17 protein-coding genes, 1 pseudogene and 1 other annotated feature are annotated in these 19696 nt (G+C 51.1%); of the genes and pseudogenes, 10 read left to right on the top strand and 8 right to left on the bottom strand.

What is annotated here, in order from left to right; genetic code table 11:
- The first annotated feature begins 158 nt into the window (after window positions 1–158).
- The 4 genes and pseudogenes from htpG (at window position 159) to DXA93_RS13275 (ending at window position 5027) form a co-directional block, all read left to right on the top strand.
- Complete coding sequence (gene htpG, locus DXA93_RS13290) at window positions 159–2234, top strand: molecular chaperone HtpG (RefSeq protein ID WP_118595597.1); 2076 nt, start codon at window positions 159–161, stop codon at window positions 2232–2234.
- A 184-nt stretch (window positions 2235–2418) separates the two neighbouring features.
- Window positions 2419–3743 (top strand): annotated as a pseudogene (locus DXA93_RS13285) (Na+/H+ antiporter NhaC family protein).
- Window positions 3744–3966: 223 nt separating this feature from the next.
- Window positions 3967–4338, top strand: a complete 372-nt coding sequence (locus tag DXA93_RS13280) for a CidA/LrgA family protein (protein WP_117509759.1) — start codon at window positions 3967–3969, stop codon at window positions 4336–4338.
- Complete coding sequence (locus tag DXA93_RS13275) at window positions 4335–5027, top strand: LrgB family protein (RefSeq protein ID WP_119208551.1); 693 nt, start codon at window positions 4335–4337, stop codon at window positions 5025–5027. The genes DXA93_RS13280 and DXA93_RS13275 overlap by 4 nt, the downstream gene beginning before the upstream one ends.
- Before the next feature lie 125 nt (window positions 5028–5152).
- On the opposite strand, the gene DXA93_RS18010 is transcribed toward DXA93_RS13275, so the two are convergent.
- From DXA93_RS18010 to ilvB, 3 genes are read right to left on the bottom strand one after another with little or no spacing between them, the layout of a single operon-like run.
- Window positions 5153–5356 carry a hypothetical protein gene (locus DXA93_RS18010; protein ID WP_055227113.1) on the bottom strand — a complete coding sequence of 68 codons (204 nt, stop codon included), beginning with the start codon at window positions 5354–5356 and terminating at the stop codon, window positions 5153–5155.
- Window positions 5357–5374: 18 nt separating this feature from the next.
- Window positions 5375–5884: an acetolactate synthase small subunit gene (gene ilvN, locus DXA93_RS13265; protein ID WP_055267497.1), complete on the bottom strand. Its 510-nt coding sequence runs from the start codon at window positions 5882–5884 to the stop codon at window positions 5375–5377.
- A gap of 12 nt (window positions 5885–5896) precedes the next feature.
- Window positions 5897–7615 (bottom strand): biosynthetic-type acetolactate synthase large subunit, encoded by a 1719-nt coding sequence (gene ilvB / locus DXA93_RS13260; RefSeq protein WP_055267495.1) that lies wholly within the window; start codon window positions 7613–7615, stop codon window positions 5897–5899.
- Window positions 7616–7686: 71 nt separating this feature from the next.
- Window positions 7687–7962: a binding site (T-box leader), on the bottom strand.
- 144 nt (window positions 7963–8106) lie between these two features.
- Here ilvB and DXA93_RS13255 point away from each other — a divergent pair.
- Complete coding sequence (locus DXA93_RS13255; protein WP_118640276.1) at window positions 8107–9228, top strand: phosphotransferase enzyme family protein; 1122 nt, start codon at window positions 8107–8109, stop codon at window positions 9226–9228.
- A 104-nt stretch (window positions 9229–9332) separates the two neighbouring features.
- Here the strand turns inward: DXA93_RS13255 and DXA93_RS13250 are convergent, their stop codons facing one another.
- Entirely contained in the window at window positions 9333–11348 is a 2016-nt protein-coding gene (locus DXA93_RS13250; protein WP_055267491.1) for a beta-galactosidase, read from the bottom strand.
- 161 nt (window positions 11349–11509) lie between these two features.
- Here DXA93_RS13250 and DXA93_RS18640 point away from each other — a divergent pair, with 161 nt between their 5' ends.
- Complete coding sequence (locus tag DXA93_RS18640) at window positions 11510–11683, top strand: hypothetical protein (RefSeq protein WP_243038166.1); 174 nt, start codon at window positions 11510–11512, stop codon at window positions 11681–11683.
- Complete coding sequence (locus tag DXA93_RS13245) at window positions 11677–12330, top strand: helix-turn-helix transcriptional regulator (RefSeq protein WP_243038167.1); 654 nt, start codon at window positions 11677–11679, stop codon at window positions 12328–12330. The genes DXA93_RS18640 and DXA93_RS13245 overlap by 7 nt, the downstream gene beginning before the upstream one ends.
- A gap of 79 nt (window positions 12331–12409) precedes the next feature.
- On the opposite strand, the gene DXA93_RS13240 is transcribed toward DXA93_RS13245, so the two are convergent.
- From DXA93_RS13240 to DXA93_RS13230, 3 genes are read right to left on the bottom strand one after another with little or no spacing between them, the layout of a single operon-like run.
- Window positions 12410–13804, bottom strand: coding sequence for an NAD(P)/FAD-dependent oxidoreductase (locus DXA93_RS13240; protein WP_055267487.1), 1395 nt, complete (start codon window positions 13802–13804; stop codon window positions 12410–12412).
- Between the two features lie 24 nt (window positions 13805–13828).
- Window positions 13829–14092, bottom strand: coding sequence for a hypothetical protein (locus DXA93_RS13235; protein ID WP_055221292.1), 264 nt, complete (start codon window positions 14090–14092; stop codon window positions 13829–13831).
- Window positions 14093–14115: 23 nt separating this feature from the next.
- On the bottom strand, window positions 14116–14784 hold the full coding sequence (locus DXA93_RS13230) for an HAD family hydrolase (RefSeq protein WP_055221324.1): 669 nt from the start codon (window positions 14782–14784) through the stop codon (window positions 14116–14118).
- Window positions 14785–14958: 174 nt separating this feature from the next.
- Between DXA93_RS13230 and DXA93_RS13225 the strand changes: the two genes are divergently transcribed.
- The 3 genes from DXA93_RS13225 (at window position 14959) to pepF (ending at window position 18165) form a co-directional block, all read left to right on the top strand.
- The gene (locus DXA93_RS13225) at window positions 14959–15780 is read left to right on the top strand and encodes a Cof-type HAD-IIB family hydrolase (RefSeq protein WP_119208550.1); all 822 of its coding nucleotides are present in this window, start codon (window positions 14959–14961) and stop codon (window positions 15778–15780) included.
- Window positions 15781–15923: 143 nt separating this feature from the next.
- Window positions 15924–16280, top strand: a complete 357-nt coding sequence (locus DXA93_RS13220; protein ID WP_118601413.1) for a hypothetical protein — start codon at window positions 15924–15926, stop codon at window positions 16278–16280.
- A gap of 82 nt (window positions 16281–16362) precedes the next feature.
- A complete protein-coding gene (gene pepF, locus DXA93_RS13215; RefSeq protein WP_199709573.1) occupies window positions 16363–18165 on the top strand; it encodes an oligoendopeptidase F in 1803 nt (600 codons plus the stop codon).
- Between the two features lie 97 nt (window positions 18166–18262).
- On the opposite strand, the gene pdxR is transcribed toward pepF, so the two are convergent.
- Window positions 18263–19669 carry a MocR-like pyridoxine biosynthesis transcription factor PdxR gene (pdxR, locus tag DXA93_RS13210; protein ID WP_055267548.1) on the bottom strand — a complete coding sequence of 469 codons (1407 nt, stop codon included), beginning with the start codon at window positions 19667–19669 and terminating at the stop codon, window positions 18263–18265.
- Between the last annotated feature and the right edge of the window lie 27 nt (window positions 19670–19696).

Below are 19696 nucleotides of genomic sequence, written 5' to 3'. Positions count from 1 at the left end.
ACTCTTTTTTCTCGAGTGCTAATTTTTCCTTGACTTTTCCCTGTGCCAGTATTACTATAACTATCAGAGCAGTAAAAAAGCTGCAGACATCTAAAAAAGCATGATATCCCCGCTTTGCTGGATCAAAATATTTTTATAAGAAAAGGAGTGTGTTTCTCATGAGTGCGAAACATGGAAATCTTTCAATCAACAGCGACAATATTTTCCCGATTATCAAAAAATGGATGTACTCCGACCACGATATCTTCGTCCGCGAGCTCGTTTCCAACGGCTGCGATGCCATCACCAAACTGAAAAAACTCGACGGCATGGGCGAATATACTCTGCCGGATGACTACAAAGCAGCCATTCAGGTGATTGTAAACCCGGATGAGAAAACCTTAAAATTCATCGATAACGGTATCGGTATGACCGCAGACGAAGTCGAAGAATATATTACCCAGATCGCCTTCTCCGGCGCTACCGAATTCCTGGAGAAATACAAAGACAAAACGAATTCAGATCAGATGATCGGCCACTTCGGTCTTGGTTTCTACTCTGCTTTCATGGTAGCAGATGAAGTTCACATCGATTCTCTTTCCTATAAAGAAGGATCCACCCCGGTACACTGGACCTGTGACGGAAGCACCGAGTACGATATGTCCGAGGGCAGCAAGACAACTGTTGGTACCGAAATCACTCTGTTCCTGAACGAGGACTGCCTGGAATTCGCAAACGAATACCGTGTCCGCGAAGTTCTGGAAAAATACTGCTCCTTCATGCCGGTTGAAATTTTCCTGTCCAAAGCAAATGCGCCGCAGGAATACGAGACCATCGATGAAAGCGAATTAAAAGATGACGACGTTGTCGTAGAGCACATCCACGAGGACGCAAAATACGAAGAGAAAGAAAAAGAAGACGGAACGAAAGAGCAGGTTGAAGTTTCCCCGGCCAAAGAGAAAGTAAAAATCAACAAACGCCCGGTTTCCATCAGTGATATCCACCCGCTGTGGACCAAACATCCAAACGAGTGCAGCGATGAGGATTATAAAGAATTCTACCGCAAAGTCTTCAACGACTACCGCGAGCCGCTGTTCTGGATCCACCTGAACATGGACTATCCGTTCAACCTCAAAGGTATCCTCTACTTCCCGCGTATCAACACCGAGTACGATTCCATCGAGGGAACCATCAAGCTGTACAACAACCAGGTATTTATTGCCGACAACATCAAAGAAGTCATTCCGGAATACCTGATGCTCTTAAAAGGCGTCATCGACTGCCCGGATCTGCCGCTGAACGTATCCCGAAGCGCACTGCAGAACGACGGATTTGTCAAGAAGATCTCCGAGTACATCTCCAAGAAATTCGCTGACAAGCTCTCCGGCATGTGCAAAACCGACCGCGAGAATTACGAGAAATACTGGGATGATATCAACCCATTCATCAAATACGGATGCATCAAGGACGAGAAATTCTCCAAGAAGATGATGGACTATATTCTGTTCAAGAACATCGACGGAAAATATCTGACTCTTGAGGACTGCATCAACGAGAATAAGAAAGAAGAAGCTCCTGCAGAGAACACCGAAGAGAAGGCTGAAACTACGGAGAATACCGAAAATACGGAAAACGCTGACGAGAAGAAAGAGCCGGAAAAAACGACTGTTTACTACGTCACCGACGAAGTTCAGCAGAGCCAGTACATCAACATGTTCCGCAGTCAGGGCATGGATGCTGTCATCCTGAAACACAACATCGACTCCGCTTTCATCACCCATGCAGAGCGTTACAACGAGCATGTAACTTTCCAGCGCATCGATGCAGATCTGACCAACGATATGAAAGACGAGTCCGGTGAGGATCTGACCGACGCTACAAATACTCTGACCGATCTCTTCCGCAAAGTCCTCGACAAGAAAGATCTGACCGTCAAAGTTGAGAACCTGAAAGACGAAAATGTATCCTCCATGGTAACGCTTTCCGAGGAGAGCCGCCGGATGCAGGATATGATGAAGATGTACGGCATGACCGGCATGGATCCGTCCATGTTCGGCGGACAGGAAACCCTGATCCTGAATGCAAAACATCCGCTCGTTCAGTACATTCTGGAGAATGGCGAGAACGGCAACACATCCCTGTTCTGCGAGCAGCTGTATGATCTGGCAATGATCAGCCACAAACCGCTCTCTCCGGACGAGATGACAAAATTCGTAAGCAGAAGTAATCAGATTATGATGCTCCTCGCAAAATAATAAAGCACAGGCACAGCAAAACGCACCTCTTATAAAAAACGCCGGATTTCTGGAATTTACCAGATGTCCGGCGTGTTTTTTCCTGCTTTTTTACTTTACGATTTCTGATCCAGATGATAGAATAATTCTATTCGCCCTATTAAAAAATAAGGAAAATCACACGAAAGGTCTGGTATTTATTTCTATGAAAAAAGGAAAGCCATCCGCCCTGCTCCCGATCGCCGTTTTTCTGGTGTTTTATCTGGGGTTCGGCATTTATTCCGAGTATATTTTAAAAATTCCGATGGGCTTCTACAACATCCCCATCGTCGTCTCGTTTCTGACAGCGATCCTCGTCGCCTGTCTGCAGAACGCAGTGTCCCGTTTGAAGAAAAGCTCGCTCTCATGGGACAGGGCATCGGGGACAAAAACATCATCACAATGCTGCTGATCTTCCTCGCCGCAGGCACGTTTGTCGGCGTTGTCGGAAGGAGCAGTGCAGAGAGCGTTGCCTATTTCATGCTCTCCTGGATTCCGGCAAAGTATGCCGTCGCTGTGCTCTTTGTCGTTGCCTGCTTCGTCTCCACGGCCATGGGAACCTCCGTCGGAACGATCACGCTTCTCGTGCCGATCGCCGCTGCTGTTGCCGAGACCTCCGGCTTTTCGCTGGCGCTCTGCGTCGCCTCCGTCATGGGCGGATCCATGTTCGGCGACAACCTCTCCTTCATCTCCGACACGACAATCGCCGCCTGCAACGGACAGGGCTGCGAGATGAAAGACAAGTTCCGCGAAAACTTCTGGATCGCTCTCCCGGCTGCTCTTGCCGCGCTGGCGCTGATCCTTGTAATCTCCTTCCGACAGGCGCCGGGCACACCGATCGTCCACGAATACCATCTGCTGCAGATGGTTCCGTACCTGCTCGTGCTGATCGGCGGCATCGCGGGCATTCAGGTGTTTGTCGTACTCCTTATCGGTATTGCTTCCGGTGCCGTTATCATGCTCGGTACGGGACAGACGACGCTCTGGGATATGCTCTCCAGCATGGGAAGCGGCACTTCGGGTATGTTTGAGACATGTATGGTTGCGATTCTTGTCGCTGCGATGTGCGCGCTGATCCGGGAAAACGGCGGCTTTACTGTCCTGCTTCGTGCCATTCACAAAATCTTCCGCGGAAAAAAGGGCGGCCAGCTCGGTGTCGGCATTCTCGTCGCGCTGCTCGACATTGCGACCGCAAACAACACCGTCGCGATCGTCATGGCAAACCCGATCGCAAAGCAGATGTCCGAGGACTACGGCATCACCCCACGGAAAACGGCATCGCTCCTCGATACCTTCTCCTGCATCTCACAGGGCATCCTGCCATACGGCGCGCAGATGCTCGTGGCGATTTCCGCGGTGCATGAACTGGGATATGAGCTCTCCGCCTTTGAAATCATGGCAAACCTCTTCTATCCGGGCATGCTGCTTGTCAGTTCGCTGATCTTTATCTTCGTTCTGCCGGATCGGAAAAATGCCGAAAACAATGCTTAAAAAGTTCCGTATCGGATCAACTCAAAAAATTATGTTAAAATGCCCACCGATTTCACTTTTTCGTTTGATTGGCGAGCATTTTTTTGCTTTTTTTGGCAAAAATAGCCAAAATTGCAGTAACATTTACGGTTGAAATTCTTTTATGCGGGTAGTATAATCGGGGTCGTGACATTGAGAAGGAGTGATGTTATGTGGGTTATGGGGAGAAAGGACAACAGAAAAAGTGAAATTATTAAGACAGTTCCTTGTAATTATGGCGGTTTCGTTCGTCGGAGAAATCCTGCACGCCGTGCTGCCGCTTCCGATTCCGGCAAGTATCTACGGCCTTGTGCTGATGCTGGCGCTTCTGATGACGGGGGCATTAAAACTTGATACCGTCGAGGACGCAGGCAAGTTTATGATTGAGATCATGCCGGTCATGTTCATTCCGGCGGGCGTCGGCCTGATGGAATCCTGGGGTGAATTAAAAGCCGTTCTCGTTCCGGTTCTCGTGATTACGCTCGTCAGCACCATCGTCGTTATGATTGTGTCCGGACGCGTGACACAGGCGGTTATCCGGCTGGAAAAGAAACACAAAGGAGGGGACGCAAAATGACAAATACGCTCTGTGAATCTGCATTTTTCGGCGTTGTCATCAGCCTTCTGGCGTATGAGCTCGGCATGCTGTTAAAGAAAAAATTTGGGCTTCCGATTTTCAATCCGCTGCTGATTTCCATTGCAGTCGTCATTGTATTCCTTGCTGTTTTCGATATCGATTATCAGAATTATAATGACGGTGCAAAATACTTGAGCTATCTGCTGACTCCTGCAACGGTCTGCCTTGCGATTCCGCTGTATGAGCAGATGGAGGCATTGAAAAAGAATATCAAAGCCATCCTCGCCGGTATTCTCTCCGGCGTGCTGACGAGCCTTACCGTGGTTCTCGCGCTGGCGCTGATCTTCAATCTGAATCATAAAATGTATGTAACACTACTGCCGAAATCCATCACAACGGCCATCGGCATGGGTGTTTCGGAAGAGCTCGGCGGTGCGGTGACGATCACGGTCGCCGTTATCATCATCACGGGTGTGCTGGGAAATATGCTGGCGGAGACGCTCTGCAAGCTGTTTCACATTGAGGAGCCGATTGCAAAGGGCATCAGTATCGGATCGGCCTCCCATGCGATCGGTACGGCGAAGGCCATGGAGATGGGCGATGTCGAGGGCGCGATGAGCAGCCTTTCGATTGCAGTTGCAGGTATTCTGACTGTGGTCGGAGCGTCGATTTATGCGATGTTTATCTAAAAACGAACACTGATAAAAAACAGAAAAAATCCGGGAATGGAAAGCAATGTAAAACTTTCCGTTCCCGGATTTTCTATCCCTGAAATTCTATAATTAAAAATTAAAATTCCGACTGCAGAAACTCTTCAATAAAAAGAAGCGCAGTAGCACTCCGGCCCTTCCGGGTCAATGCAGATATGCTCGAGCGTTCCGCTGTGCATCGAAAGCCCCATCGTCAGATCCTGCACAATCTGCTGCTTCGCCGTCTGGCGGTGCTCATAGATGTACTGATACACACTTTTCTTATTAATCTTTTTTAACGTAATTGTGGTAATACTCTTTTCGTTCACGCAAAAACGTCCTCTCTTTTACCGCTCCATCACATTGATCGACTCGATGCCGACGCTTCCGCCGCGCACGACCTCGATCTTGCCGAATTCCTCTTTCATCAGCTTCACAACCGCATCGTTTTTCGTCGCCGTCTGGACAAACTCGAGCAGCAGGCTGTCTTTTCCGTAGTCGATGACCTTCGCCTTGAACGTCTCGGCGATCTGGAACAGCTCGACTTTTTCAGCTGCGCTGCAGTTGAATACCTTGATATACAGAATCTCTTTCATTCGCACAAACACGTCGGTGAAGTCGATGACTTTGATGACCTCGACCATGCGGTTCAGCTGTTTTTTGATCTGCTCAAACGTCTCATCATCGCTGACCGTGGCGATCGTCATACGCGATACAGTCGGGTCCTCGGTCGTTCCGACGGTCAGACTGTCCAGGTTATAGCTTTTTGCGGAAAAAAGCCCGGAAATCTTGGAAAGGACACCAACCTGGTTTTCTACGTACAGTGAAATCCATCTTTTTTTCATTCCTTTATTCATCGCGCTCTCCTCCTAACAGTCCATAATCATATCTTCAAGCGTTCCGCCCGGTTTGATCATCGGGTAAACCATCTCCTCCGGATCGATGATAAATTCGATGATCGTCGGAGTCTTGGTGTTTTTCTTCGCCTCTTCAAACGCTGCGGCGATATCCTCTTTCTTCATGACGCGGATGCCTTTTGCGCCGTAACTCTCAGCCAGCTTAATAAAATTCGGCGTGTATTCCGGGTACTCTTCTCCGTCTGTTCTGCGGGAAAGTGCACCGGCGCGCAGGTTCGTCATGCTGTACCGTTTGCCGTAAAACAGTTTCTGCCACTGGCGTACCATGCCGAGGTATTCATTATTAAAGATACACAGGATAACCGGCAGCTCCTCGAGAACGGCAGTCGCAAGTTCCTGAATATTCATCTGCATACCGCCGTCACCGGAAATCGCGATGACCGGTTTGTCCGGGTTGCCGATTTTTGCTCCGATCGCGCCCGGAAGGCCGTATCCCATCGTTCCAAGGCCGCCGGACATGATGATCTGGCGGTTTTCGGTAATGTCGACGTACTGACTTGTCAGCATCTGGTGCTGTCCGACGTCGGTGACGATGATCGCATCGTCAAACTGCTCGTTGATCGCGTTGAAAATATCGAGCGGTCCCATCACGCCGTTCGGGCGCATCGTCAGCGGATGCTCGTTCTTCCAGGCATCGATCTGGGCAAGCCATTTCGATGTGGAGCATGGCTCTACGTACTCTGTCATCTTCGTGATCGCCTCTTTTGCATCGGCTACGATCGGAATATCGACGTGGATGTTTCGGGAGATCGAAGCTGTGTCGATGTCGATGTGGACAATCTGCGCGTGCGGGGCAAATTCATGCAGCTTTCCGGTGATACGGTCATTGAAACGTGTTCCGATCGAGAACAGCAGATCACACTCGCCGACTGCCATATTCGCCGCATACGCGCCGTGCATGCCAAGGTTTCCGATGAACAGCGGGTGTTTCGTGGAGATCGCGCCGCGTCCCATAACGGTTGTGACAACCGGCACCTGTGTTTTCTCGACCACTTCGCGGAACACTTCCTGCGCATGTGCGATGTTGACGCCGCCTCCGGCAAGGAACAGCGGGCGTTTTGCTTTTGCGAGCATTTTCAGCGCACGTTTTAACTGGCCGATGTGTACGCTGGTGTTCGGTTTGTAGCCGCGGATGTTGACGTTCTTCGGATACTCTGCGCTGCCGAGCTCTGCCATGACATCTTTTGGAAGGTCAATGAGAACCGGGCCCGGTTTTCCGGTGCGGGCGATGTAGAAGGCTTCTTTGATGATGCGTCCAAGGTCTTCCCGGTTTCTGACGGTCACGCCGTATTTCGTGATGCTGCGGGTGATGCCGACGATATCAACCTCCTGAAATGCATCGTTTCCGATAAGGTGGCGGGCTACCTGTCCGGTGAAGCAGACAAGCGGAACGCTGTCGTAGTTTGCCGTTGCAAGACCGGTGACCAGGTTGGTTGCACCAGGGCCGCTGGTAACGAGGCATACGCCGACTTTTCCTGTCGTTCTCGCATAGGCATCCGCCTCATGCACCAGCGCCTGCTCGTGGCGCGGCAGAACGATTTTGATTTCATCCTGTTTGTAAAGCTCATCGCTGATATCAATGGTGCAGGCTCCCGGATAACCGAAGAGATACTCGACACCCTCCTCCTTCAGAGCCTTTACCAGAAGTTTGTTTCCTGTAATCTGTTTCATATGAAAACCTCCTGTTCTAAATTTGCTGCATAAAAAATCCCCGAACATAAAACACCTTTTCTGTGCCTTACGTTCAGGGAGAATGTTTCCATCCACGGTACCACCTGAATTCCAGAAGAATACGCTTCTGCTCATTCCGTACAGGATTTAACTTTTTTCATCCGATACGGCATCCCGGTAACGTGGGAACTACGTTGGAGCCTACTTGGAAAACATTGCTGTCCGCTTTTTCTGTTCAGTCCACTGCTCGAGGGCTACTTCCGCAGGCACGCTCACGGAGATTCTCACCAGCCATCTCCTCTCTTTGCTTTGCGCCGCCAGGTACTCCTCCCTGTCACTGCATTTTAGGTTTTGTTTTTTCTTAAATTACTGTCTATTATAGTCGGAAATGCCGCTCGTTGTCAATCGTTTCGCGCCCTTTTCTTGACTTTTCGCCCTGCGTGTGCTTTACTTAATCAGGTTTTTCTAATTAAAATAAGGAGTTTATACCCATGATGATTACATACACACAGGAAGAACTCTCTTCCATTGTCCACGCATTTGCTTTCCCGGGAACGATTACAGACTGGACGCCGCACGGGAACGGCCATATCAACGATACGTTTCTGGTGCGCTCTACCGAAAACGGCGTCCTCCGCAAATCGATTCTGCAGCGCATGAACCGCACCGTTTTCCACAATCCAACGGAGCTGATGCAGAATATTGCACAGGTAACATCATTTCTGCGGAAAAAAATCACAGCCGCAGGAGGAGATCCATTCCGCGAAACGCTGAACCTGATTCCGACGACAGACGATGCCTGGTTTTTCGTCGATGAGCGCGGAGAATTCTGGCGCGCATTTCTCTTTATTTCCAATGCGTCCTGCTATGATGCCGTGACAGATCCAAAGCTGTTTTACGAGACCGGTAATGCTTTCGGCCGCTTCCAGCAGATGCTCTCCGATTTTCCGTCCGCCTCTCTTTTCGAGACGATCCCGGATTTCCACAACACACCGCTCCGCTACCAGGCGCTTTTACAGGCGGCACAGGCGGATCCGAAAGGACGGCTGAAAAACGTTTCGGATGAGATGGCGTTTTTCCTCGACCACGCAGACGATTACGGCGTAGCCGAGCGCATGAAGGCCTCGGGCGAGCTGCCGCTCCGCGTAACGCACAACGATACGAAGCTGAACAACATTATGATTGATGACAAAACCGGCGAGGGCATCTGCGTCATCGACCTAGACACCATTATGCCGGGACTGTCGATCTTTGACTTCGGCGATTCCATCCGCTTCGGCGCGAATACGGCCGCTGAGGACGAACAGGATGTCTCTAAGGTGTCTCTTTCCCTTCCTCTCTTTGAGAGCTATACAAAAGGCTTTCTCGCAGGCTGCGCAGGCTCTTTGACCCGCGCGGAAGTCGAAATGCTGCCGATGGGTGCAAAATTAATGACCCTCGAATGCGGCATCCGTTTTCTCGCCGATTACCTGATGGGCGATACCTACTTCAAAACCGCTTACCCGGAGCACAACCTCGTACGTGCGCGGACACAGATTGCGCTTGTAGCGGATATGGAGGAGAAATGGGGCGAGATGGAGAACATCGTCGCACGGGCTTCGTTTTCCCACTAAGCACCCGCATAAATTCACAGCATCAAAAAGACACAGCTGGAAGTATCTTTCTGCCTCCTGCTGTGTCTTTTTTGTTATCTTTCTACTATACAATATGTTTTATATTATGCTCTCGGAACGCTGACAATCCGCAGATCGTATTTCTTCAGCATCTCGCCGCCCTGTACTTTCTCGCCGGTCAGGATATCTTCTTTTCCGTCGAAGACTACCGGAAGCGGAATCTCCTCATCTTTGAAGTTGATGATAAAGTACAGATCCTCGCCGTCTGCCTGGCGTTTTGTGATCTCGAGTGCTGTTGCTTCTCCAATCACCGGCTGGATGGCTGCGCCGTCTGCTGCCATAGCAAGAACTTTTGCAAGGCCGCTCTCAGAAAGGTCGGTTCCGACATAATATACGGTTCCTTTTCCGAACCGATTTTTTGCAACAGCAGTCATACCTGCATAGAAATCGCTCTCATACTGTGCGATTTCTTCAGCTCCTTCGAGGTGCATCAGGTCGCATACGAGACGGCACTCTTCCTCGGTTCCGTCTGCGAAACGGATCTTGTTTCTCTGCTCCGGTGCAAGAGCGTCGATCTCTTCTACCCATACGCCTGCCATTTTTCTGAGCGGTCCCGGGTATCCGCCGAGATGAACGTTGTCCGACTGTCCGACGATACCGCTCATGTAGGTGGTGATGAGAGTTCCGCCTGCCTGTACATAAGCCTCCAGGCTCTCTGCCACACCGTCTTTTACCATGTAGAGAACCGGTGCTGCAACGAGGTCATATTTGGAGAAGTCCGCGTCGATCGGGATCATATCGACAGCGATGTTCTTGTTATAGAAGTAATTGTACATCTGCTCGATCTGGTCTACGTAACGTAAATCGCGGTTCGGTCCGCTGGTGTACTCCAGTGCCCAGTAGTTTTCCCAGTCGAAGATGATGCCGACTTTTGCGTGGTTCTCGGAGCCCATCACACGGCTTCCGATTTTCTCCAGTTCTTTTCCGAGCTGGGTTACCTCACGGAAGACACGGGTATCTGCGGTTCCTGCGTGTGCGATAACAGCACCATGGAATTTCTCGCATCCGCCGACGCTTCTTCTCAGCTGGAAGAACTGAATCGTGTCTGCGCCGTGTGCAACGGTCTGATAGCTCTGTGCGCGCATCTGGCCAGGTTTCTTTAAGGAGTTGTACGGCTGCCAGTTCTGCTGGCTCGGAGTCTGCTCCATCAGCATAAACGGTGCGTCTTTGAGGCCGCGCATCAGGTCGTGGGTCATAGCTACGTGGCTCCATGGTGTATTGTAGCTCGGGTAGTTGTCCCAGGATACGATATCCATTTCTTTTGCCCATTTGAAGTAGTCGAGGCCTTTGTACGTTCCCATCAGGTTTGTGGTGATCGGGGTTTCTTTGTCGTATTTGCGGATCGCGTCACGCTCCATTTTGTAGTTGTTCAGCATGCCGTCGGAGTTGAAACGCATGTAGTCGAGGGACATTCCTGCAAATGCAGTGCCGCTTCCCCATGGCATTCCGTCTCCCAGATCGTTCGGCGGTACAATCTCGTCCCAGTCGTAGATGGTGTGGCCCCAGAACTCCATGTTCCATGCCTTGTTGACTTCATCGAGTGTTTTGTATTTGTCTTTCAGCCATACGCGGAACGCTTTTGCACAGTTCTCGCAGTAGCACTCGCCGCCGTACTCATTGCTGATGTGCCAGCAGACGATGTTTTTGTTGTCGCCGTAACGCTCTGCCAGTTTTTCTGCCAGGCGCTTTGCATATTTCTGGAAAACCGGGCTGTTCGGGCAGGCATTGTGGCGATGACCGAATTTGTGATGGCGTCCTTCGAAATCGGTTCTTGCCACTTCCGGATAACGGTGTACCATCCATGCCGGGAGTGCGCCGGTGGATGTTGCCATGACGATCTGGACGTCCTCTTTTGTCAGGGTGTCTACGATCTCATCGAGCTCTGTAAAGTCGTACTCATTCTCGGACGGCTGGATTTTTGCCCAGGAAAATACGTTGATCGTGGTGCTGTTGATGCCGGCCTGATGGAAAAGTTTCATATCCTCATCCCAGATCTCTTTTGGCCACTGGTTTGGGTTGTAGTCTCCTCCGTATAACATTTTTTTGAATTTTGGCTGCATTTTTTTGATTCCTCCTGTGTTTGGATATCTCGTTTTGATGGCTCTATTATATACTGGTCTTTGTGAGAAAAGTATGATATGCTTGTCTAAAAAGTATGAATTTTCGAAACTCATTCCGGAATCTTATTTTAGACTTTTCTTTCAGAAAGGAACTGACTGTTATGCCTATTTTCTTTAAACCATCCGCCTCCGATTTTTCCCTCTCCGCTGACAGCATCGGCAACCGCTGGCTGCAGGAGCCCGTTGTGCGCCCGAACGGATTCCCCTTATATCACTGGATCCAGACGGAACGCGGCGAAGGGCTGCTGACCCTCGAGGCCAGAAACTTTTGCTGAAACCAGGTGACGGTGTTCTGATTGCTCCGCATGTGCCGCATGAATACCGCGAAAACGACGGCAGCGGGATGTGGTTTACATCCTTTCTGACCTTTGACGGAAAGCTCTCCGATGATCTCTATAAAATCTGTGCCGTCTCGCCGTATCTTTTCGTTCCGGCCTCAGAGGGCGCGTGGTTTCAGGAATGGATTGACCGCATAATCGACTCACATTTTCTGAAAAATGACATCGACGATGCTGCGCTCTCCGTCGGATGCTTTGAGTTCCTGACACGCCTTTCCCAGCTCCGCACCGGCCTTTCCCGGACGGAGCATCCGCTGTATCTCCAGTATGTCCGCCCGGCAATGCAGGAAATCGAAAGTCATCTTTCCGACCCGCTCAATGTGGATGATCTCGCGGAACAGCTCCATATCACGCCGCAGTATCTGACACGCCTGTTCCAGCGTTTTGTCGGCAGCTCTGTCCGCTCGTACATCAGCGTTCTGCGCATCAGCCGCGCCAAGGAGCTTCTCATCAGCCGTCCCTACACTACGCTCGACGGCATCGCCGCCCTCTGCGGCTACCGCGATGTCAGCTACTTTATCTCGGTTTTCCGCCAGCAGACCGGGACAACGCCGAAGCAGTTCCGGAAGCTGTACGGCATATAATCTGAAACACCCCTCTTTCCGGCGCAAAAAAAGATCCTCCGTCTCATTTCACAGACGAAGGATCTTTTTTCGTTCTCTCTTATTTCATGCTTTTCAGAATGCTTCTCGCAACCGACAGTCCGTTTGCGCTTGCCTGCTGGAGGCCGCGGGTTACGGATGCGCCGTCGCCGATGGCGCGGAGGCCTTTGACGCTGGTGCAGAAGTCTTTGTCTACGACAACTTTGTTGGAATAGAATTTGACTTCTACGCCGTACAGCAGTGTCTCATCGCTGGCGATACCCGGTGTTACTTTGTCGAGGGCTTCGATCATCTCGGCAATGTCGACCATGATACGGTGCGGGAATACCAGGGAAAGGTCGCCCGGAACGGCATCTTTTAAGGTCGGGATCAGGTTATTGCGGCAGAGACGCTCTTCTGTCGTTCTTCTTCCGCGTTTGAAATCGCCGTACGTCTGAACGAGGATCTTGCCGTCGCAGAGCATGTTGGAAAGCTGTGCGATCTGTTTGCCGTACTCGATCGGGGTTTTAAATGGTTTCGTAAAGTTCTTGGATACCAGGAGGGCAAAGTTCGTGTTGTTTGTCTTGAACTCCTGGGATTTGTAGGCGTGACCGTTTACAACTGCCAGACCGTTTTCATAATACTCAGTTGCCACCTCACCGGACGGGTTCGTACAGAAGGTACGCACTTTGTCGTCAAAAGTCGGGGTATAGTAAACGAGTTTTGCCTCGTACAGGTTCTTGTTCAGGAACTCCATGACCTCGTCGCGGACTTCCACGCGGACACCGATATCGACGGTTCCGACCTCGGTCTCGATGCCGTGGCCGTTGCAGATATGTGAGAACCAGTCGGCTCCCTCGCGACCTACTGCGGAGACAATCTCATCTGCCTCGTAAACCGTTCCGTCCTCAAGTGTTACAGCTGTCGCACGGCCGTCCTTGATCGTAATATCATTGACCATCGTGTTGAATTTCATTTCCACGCCGATCTCTTTTAAGTGATCCTCGAGGCGGCTGTAAATCTTGTAGCCCTCCTCAGTTCCGAGATGGCGGATTGGACATTCGATCAGCTTCAGGTTGGCGTTGATCGCTCTGCGGCGGATCTCACGGATCTCTTTTTCTTTATCGACACCGTAAACATTCTTGTCTGCGCCGAAATCCAGATAGATCTGGTCGGACTCATGGATCAGCTCAACCGTCTTTTCATATCCTAAAATCTCCGGCAGATTTCCACCGACATCCGGGGAAAGAGAAAGCTTTCCGTCGGAAAATGCGCCTGCTCCGGCAAATCCCGTTGTGATCGAGCACGGTTTGCAGTTCACGCATTTTTTCGTTTTTCTCTTTGGACACTGACGGCTCTCGATCGAACGTCCTTTTTCGATCATCAGCACCTTCAGATCCGGTTTTTCTTTCAGCAGTTCATAGGCACAGAAAATACCTGACGGGCCTGCGCCGATAATAATGACATCATATTTCATTCTTTTTTAATTTCCTCTCGTTTTTTATCCCATCACGATCAGATACTGTCCGTCCGGCAGGGCAAAGACTTCGCTCTGCTCTTCTAATTCTGCATCCGACATTTCTTCCACGTCCATGCCCTCTTCTTCCATGTAGGCGCGCACGTCGTCCAGATTGTCGGCAACGACTGCAAGGCAGTCCTCCAGAAAGGCCTCTGCCTCATCGTAATTTTCAGCCACCGGCTCGTCGAATAACTGGCCCTGATTCATTAAAAATGTGTTGATGCATTCTTCAGTATATTCTCCCATTCTGGTTTTCTCCTCTGTTCGTTTTATTTTTCCTGATTCTTTCTGTGAAAAAGCGTTAAGATTTCCTCCGGCCGGTCGAGCAGCTCCATCGCATGGTTGTCGATCAGCTCCTGGCGCGGGCGGAATCCCCACGTCACACCAACGGTAAACATGCCTGCGGCGTTTCCGGTCTGCATATCCGTATTGGTATCGCCAAAGTACAGGCACTCTTCCGGTCTGGCGCCGAGTGCGTCTGCAATCGCGAGCGCACCGATCGGAGACGGCTTTCTCGGGATTTCTGCGGTCTGCCCCTGAATCCGGTTGAAAAAGCCCGGTCCGTACACGCTCTCCACGACGTGGATGGCCGCCTCGTGCGGCTTGTTGGAACATACGGCAATCGGAACTTCTTCCCGCAGCGCGGTCAGGGTTTCCCGCATATTAGGATACGGTTTTACGTGATACAGCGGGTCCTCGTTGAACCACGCGCGGCCAAGGCGGATGCCCTCCTGCAGATAGTTGAGCTCTGCATCTCCGGCGTCTTTTAAAGCGCGCTCCACTGCCAGATCGAAACCGTCTCCGGCGTAAAAGTTGAAGGCTTCTACCGGGCGCGGCACAAGTCCAAAATGTTCCAGAACGCGGTTTACTGCGTGCGCAATCGACTCTACAGTGTCTGCGATGGTGCCGTCCAGGTCAAAGATACAAGCTTTTATCATATTCTGACTTCCCTTCTTTGTCTCTTTTGTTCTTCGATTTTCTTTCTTCTCTCTCTTCTTGTCCGCAATCATTATATCCTGTATTTTTTCCCTGCGCAACCATATTTTCTTTTCCGGCACTTTATGCTAAAATGAAACTGTTTTTCAGATTCTTGGAAAGGAAAAAAAGAGAATATGAATCAGACTGTGAAAATATTTTTTACCGATATGGATGATACCCTGCTGAATTCCGAAAAGCAGGTGACAAAAGAAAACATGGATGCCATTTCAGAGGCACTTGCTGCCGGCCACAAAATTGTGTTCAACACCGGCCGCCCGCTCTCCGGCTTTCTGCCGATCTTAAAAGAGCTCGGACTCGACCGCGAAGGCTGCTATGCCATCGCATTCAACGGCGGACTGATTTACGACTGCGCGGCAAAGAAAACGCTGTACCGCCGCACGATTCCGCTCGAATATGCACGCGTGATCTTTGAAAAAACGCAGGAGGCAGGCCTCTACTGCCACACCTACTCCGACACCTCTCTTCTCTGCCGCCATGTGGGCGAGGAAACGCGTATTTACACGCAGGCAATCCACATTCCCGTCGTGGAGGATCCGCTTCTGCCGGAACACCTCGCCAAGGAGCCGTGCAAGATGATCGTGATTGATCTCCACGACCGTGCAAAAATGGACGCTTACCGCGCTGCCATGGAGCCGTGGGCAAAAGGAAAAATTTCGATGTTCTACTCCAGCCCGCATTACCTCGAGCATGTCCCGGAACACGTTTCCAAGGGCCATGCCGTGAAAAAACTCTGCGAGCTTCTTCAGATTCCGCTTGCCAACACCGTGGCTGCCGGAGATCAGGAAAATGATATTTCGATGATCGAGGCCGCTGCCGTCGGTGCCGCCATGAAAAATGCGACCGATGCCGTAAAGGCGAGTGCCGATTATATCACGGAAAACGACTGCAATCACAGCGGCGTGGCGGAGATTCTTCGTAAGTTTATCCTTGCCTGATTCTGTTTCTGTGTCAGGAAACCTTCTTTTTCTTGTTTTCTTTGGCACTTTTTCCGAATTCTGTAAGATTTTACTTTCTTTTTTGTTAAAACTGTATTACAATAGTTTCAAAGGACGGCATTTGAAAGGAGACTTGAATCGAGATGTCACGAAAATCAAAACGTATTCTGCTTACTCTGGCTTCTGCCGCTGTCGGCGCAGCCTGCGGTGCGGCAGTCTATTTTATCCGGAAAGGAAAAGCAGATCTTGAAACAGATTTTGACGATTTTAAAGACGAATTTGAAGAGGAAGAGCCTGCTCCTGCTGAACGTACTTATACGACCCTTCCGAAAACGAAAGGTGCGGAGGATGCTGCACCGGATCTGGAATCTGGCGATGATGAAGCGGATTCTTGCGAGGAAGAAACAACAGAAGAAACTGCAGGCGCCGCAGAAGAAACACCGTCTGCTGCGGATCGTGAAGTTTCTCCGCAGGAAGAAAGCGAAGTAACCGCAGAATAAAACCCAAAAACAGAATATAGAAACATAAGGAAGTAATTCCTGGGGAGGGAAACCTCCCCTTTTTTATGGAAAGGAGATTGTTATGGAACTTGCAAAACGCGATGACGTTCCTGTAGAACTTACCTGGGACCTGTCTTTAATTTATCCAACCGAGGAGGCCATGCTGGCTGATGCGCAGAAAATGAAAGAATTAAGTCTTTCTATGGAAGCATCCTACAAAGGAAACCTCACCGATGCAGCCACGATCAACCACTGCCTCGACGATTACCAGGAGGTCTACCGTCTGATCACACTGACCGCCAACTACTGCGATCTCGCCGTTTCTGTCGACTATTACAACAGTGCAAACCAGACGCGCAACGACCGCATCAACAGCCTGATCTCTGAGATTTTCAGCCGTCTCACCTTTATCGAGAGCGAGCTTTCCGAACAGTCCAAGGATGTTTTGAACGAGGCCATGCAGCAGTCAGATACGAACCGCTGCTATCTCGCCGAGATTCTCCGCAACAAGGCACACCGCCTGAGCCCGGAAACCGAGCGTGCCATTTCCGCTCTGTCCCAGACCTTCTCGGCTCCGTACCAGATCTACAACATGGCAAAGCTTGCCGATATGAAATTTGATTCTTTCACCGTAAACGGAAAAGAATATCCGCTCGGCTACTCCCTGTTTGAGGATAATTACGAGTACGAAAAAGACACCGATATCCGCCGCAGTGCATTCTCCGCCTTTTCTGCAAAAATCAGACAGTACGAAAATGTAACGGCAGCTGCTTACAATGCCCAGCTGCAGACAGAAAAGACCATGGCCACGCTGCGCGGCTTCGATTCCGTCATCGATTCTCTGCTGTTCCCGCAGCAGGTCAGCCGTGAGCTGTACAACCGCCAGATCGATCTCATCACCACCCGCCTGGCTCCGCATATGCGCAAATATGCCCGCCTGCTGAAAAAGGTCCACAACCTTGACCGCATGACCTTCGCCGATCTGAAAATCGCCGTCGACCCGGAGTACGATCCGTCTGTCACGATCGAGGAATCAAAACAGTACATCGAAAAAGGTCTTGCCATTCTCGGTGATGATTACGTTTCCATGATTCAGGAGGCCTACAAAAAACGCTGGGTTGACTTTGCACAGAACCAGGGAAAATCCACCGGCGGCTTCTGTGCCAGCCCGTACGGAAAAGGTTCCTTTATTCTCTTAAGCTGGAATAACCGCATGGCAGATGTTTTCACGCTGGCGCATGAACTCGGCCACGCCGGCCATTTCCGTCTCTGCAACGGCGCACAGGCGATTCTCGATACCGAGGTTTCCTCTTATTTTGTCGAGGCGCCGTCTACCATGAACGAGCTTCTTATGGCTCATTATCTGCTGAAAACGACCCCGGACAAACGGTTCCGCCGCTGGGTTTTAAGCTGTATGATCAGCAACACATATTATCATAACTTCGTCACCCATCTGATGGAGGCTGCTTACCAGCGCGAGGTTTACAAGCTCATCGATGCCGGCGACAGCGTACAGGCTGAGACGTTAAGCAGCATTATGAAAGAGACCCTGCAGAAGTTCTGGGGCGATGATGTGGAAATTTCCGATGACGCAGCGCTCACCTGGATGCGCCAGCCGCATTACTATATGGGACTTTACTCCTACACCTACAGCGCCGGACTGACCGTTGCCACACAGGTCTGCAAGCGCATCGAAACCGAAGGCCAGACCGCTGTCGATGACTGGAAAAAGGTACTGACCGCCGGAAGCACGAAGACACCGGAAGAGCTGGCAAAAATGGCCGGCGTTGATATCTCGACGGATGCACCGCTTCTCGATACGATCGAGACGATTGGATCGATCATCGATGAGATCTGCGAGCTGACCGAAGAGCTGGGCTGCTGATCCTGTCCGCATTGTAACTCTCTATCAAACAGTAAAAACGGATTGTTCCGTCAGTTTTTGTTACTGGCGAAGCAATCCGTTTTTTTCATATCTTTTTTCACGCATTCCAGCACTTTTTCAGAATCGCAGCTGCCTCTGCAATCTCCTCCTCAGAAAGCCCGGCGTACCCAAGCAGCACTGTGCCGCCCTGTGCGGGATCTGCGGCAGCGCCGATGCAGTACCGTTCCAGCCCGTACACGCGCACACCATCCTCTTTTGCCCGCTGCACCGCCTCCGCTTCGGAGAGTCCTCTCGGCAGGTGGACCAGCACATGGACGCCCGCATTCTCGCCGGACACCGTGTACTCCCGCCCAAACTCCTTCAGAAGCCGGATCAGCAGGTCGTGTTTCCCTTTATACTGTGCACGCATCCGGTTCAGATGGCGCTCGAACGCGCCGCTCCGCATAAACTCTTCCAGAATCTTCTGGTCCGTCTTCGAAACTGTCGCGGAAAAGCATCTTCCGTTCTCCTCGTAGGCAGGCAGCAGCGTCTCCGGCAGCACCATGTAGCTGATGCGGATGGACGGCGCAATCGCCCGCGAAAACGTTCCAAGATAGATCACTTTTCCCTCTGTGTCATTGCCCTGCAGTGCCGGGATCGGGCGGCCCTTGTAGCGGAATTCACTGTCGTAATCATCCTCAATCAGATACCGCCCATTTTCCCTCGATGCCCACGCAAGGAGCTGCATCCGCCGCTTCATCGGCATGACCATGCCCATCGGGAACTGGTGCGACGGCATGATGTACGCCAGATCCGCCCCGCTTTTTTCCAGCTCCGCCGGCCGCATGCCCGCTTCGTCCATCGAAATCGTACACATCGCATAGCCAAGCTTCGCAAAACAGCGGTAGGCACTGATGTAGGTCGGATTTTCCATCGCCACTTTATGGCCACGCCCTAAGATCACCGAAAGCAGCATCAGCAGATAATCATTTCCCGCTCCGACGATGATCTGCTCCGTGCGGCAGTTCACGCCGCGTGCGTGGTGCAGATAGTCGCGGATTGCCTCCCGAAGACCGTGCTCGCCCTTCGCATCCCCGAGCTGGAACAGGCTGTCATCTGCGTCCAGCAGGACTTCTTTCGAGATCTTCTTCCAGCTGTTCTGCGGAAATCCGCCCGGCGCCGTACCGGTCACGGCAAAATCGTAGCGGAACGGCATCTGTTCCGCGGCATCATCCTCTTTTGTCTCCTCTTTCTTTTCATCGAGGCGGTACAGCCCCTCAATTTCACAGACAAAGTAGCCTTTGCACGGCACACTCTCCAGATACCCTTCGGATACCAGCTGCTCATACGCCAGATCCACGGTACTCCGGCTCACCGACAGATAGCCCGAAAGCGCCCGCGCCGACGGCAGCCGCTCCCCTGCACGGATCCGTCCGCCGCGGATTTCCTCGCGGATAAAACCGTAGATCTGCTCATAGAGCGGTGTCTTCCGATGCGGATCCAGCGAAATCGTCAATTCATTCATCTTCCCATCTCCCTGACAAAAAGAACA

Origin of the sequence: Blautia sp. OF09-25XD (genome assembly GCF_003482095.1) — a bacterium.
GTDB classification, from domain to species: Bacteria; Bacillota; Clostridia; order Lachnospirales; family Lachnospiraceae; genus Fusicatenibacter; species Fusicatenibacter saccharivorans.
The sequence above is the reverse complement of the archived record's forward strand: the minus strand, read 5'-3'. Positions and strand labels throughout refer to the sequence as shown.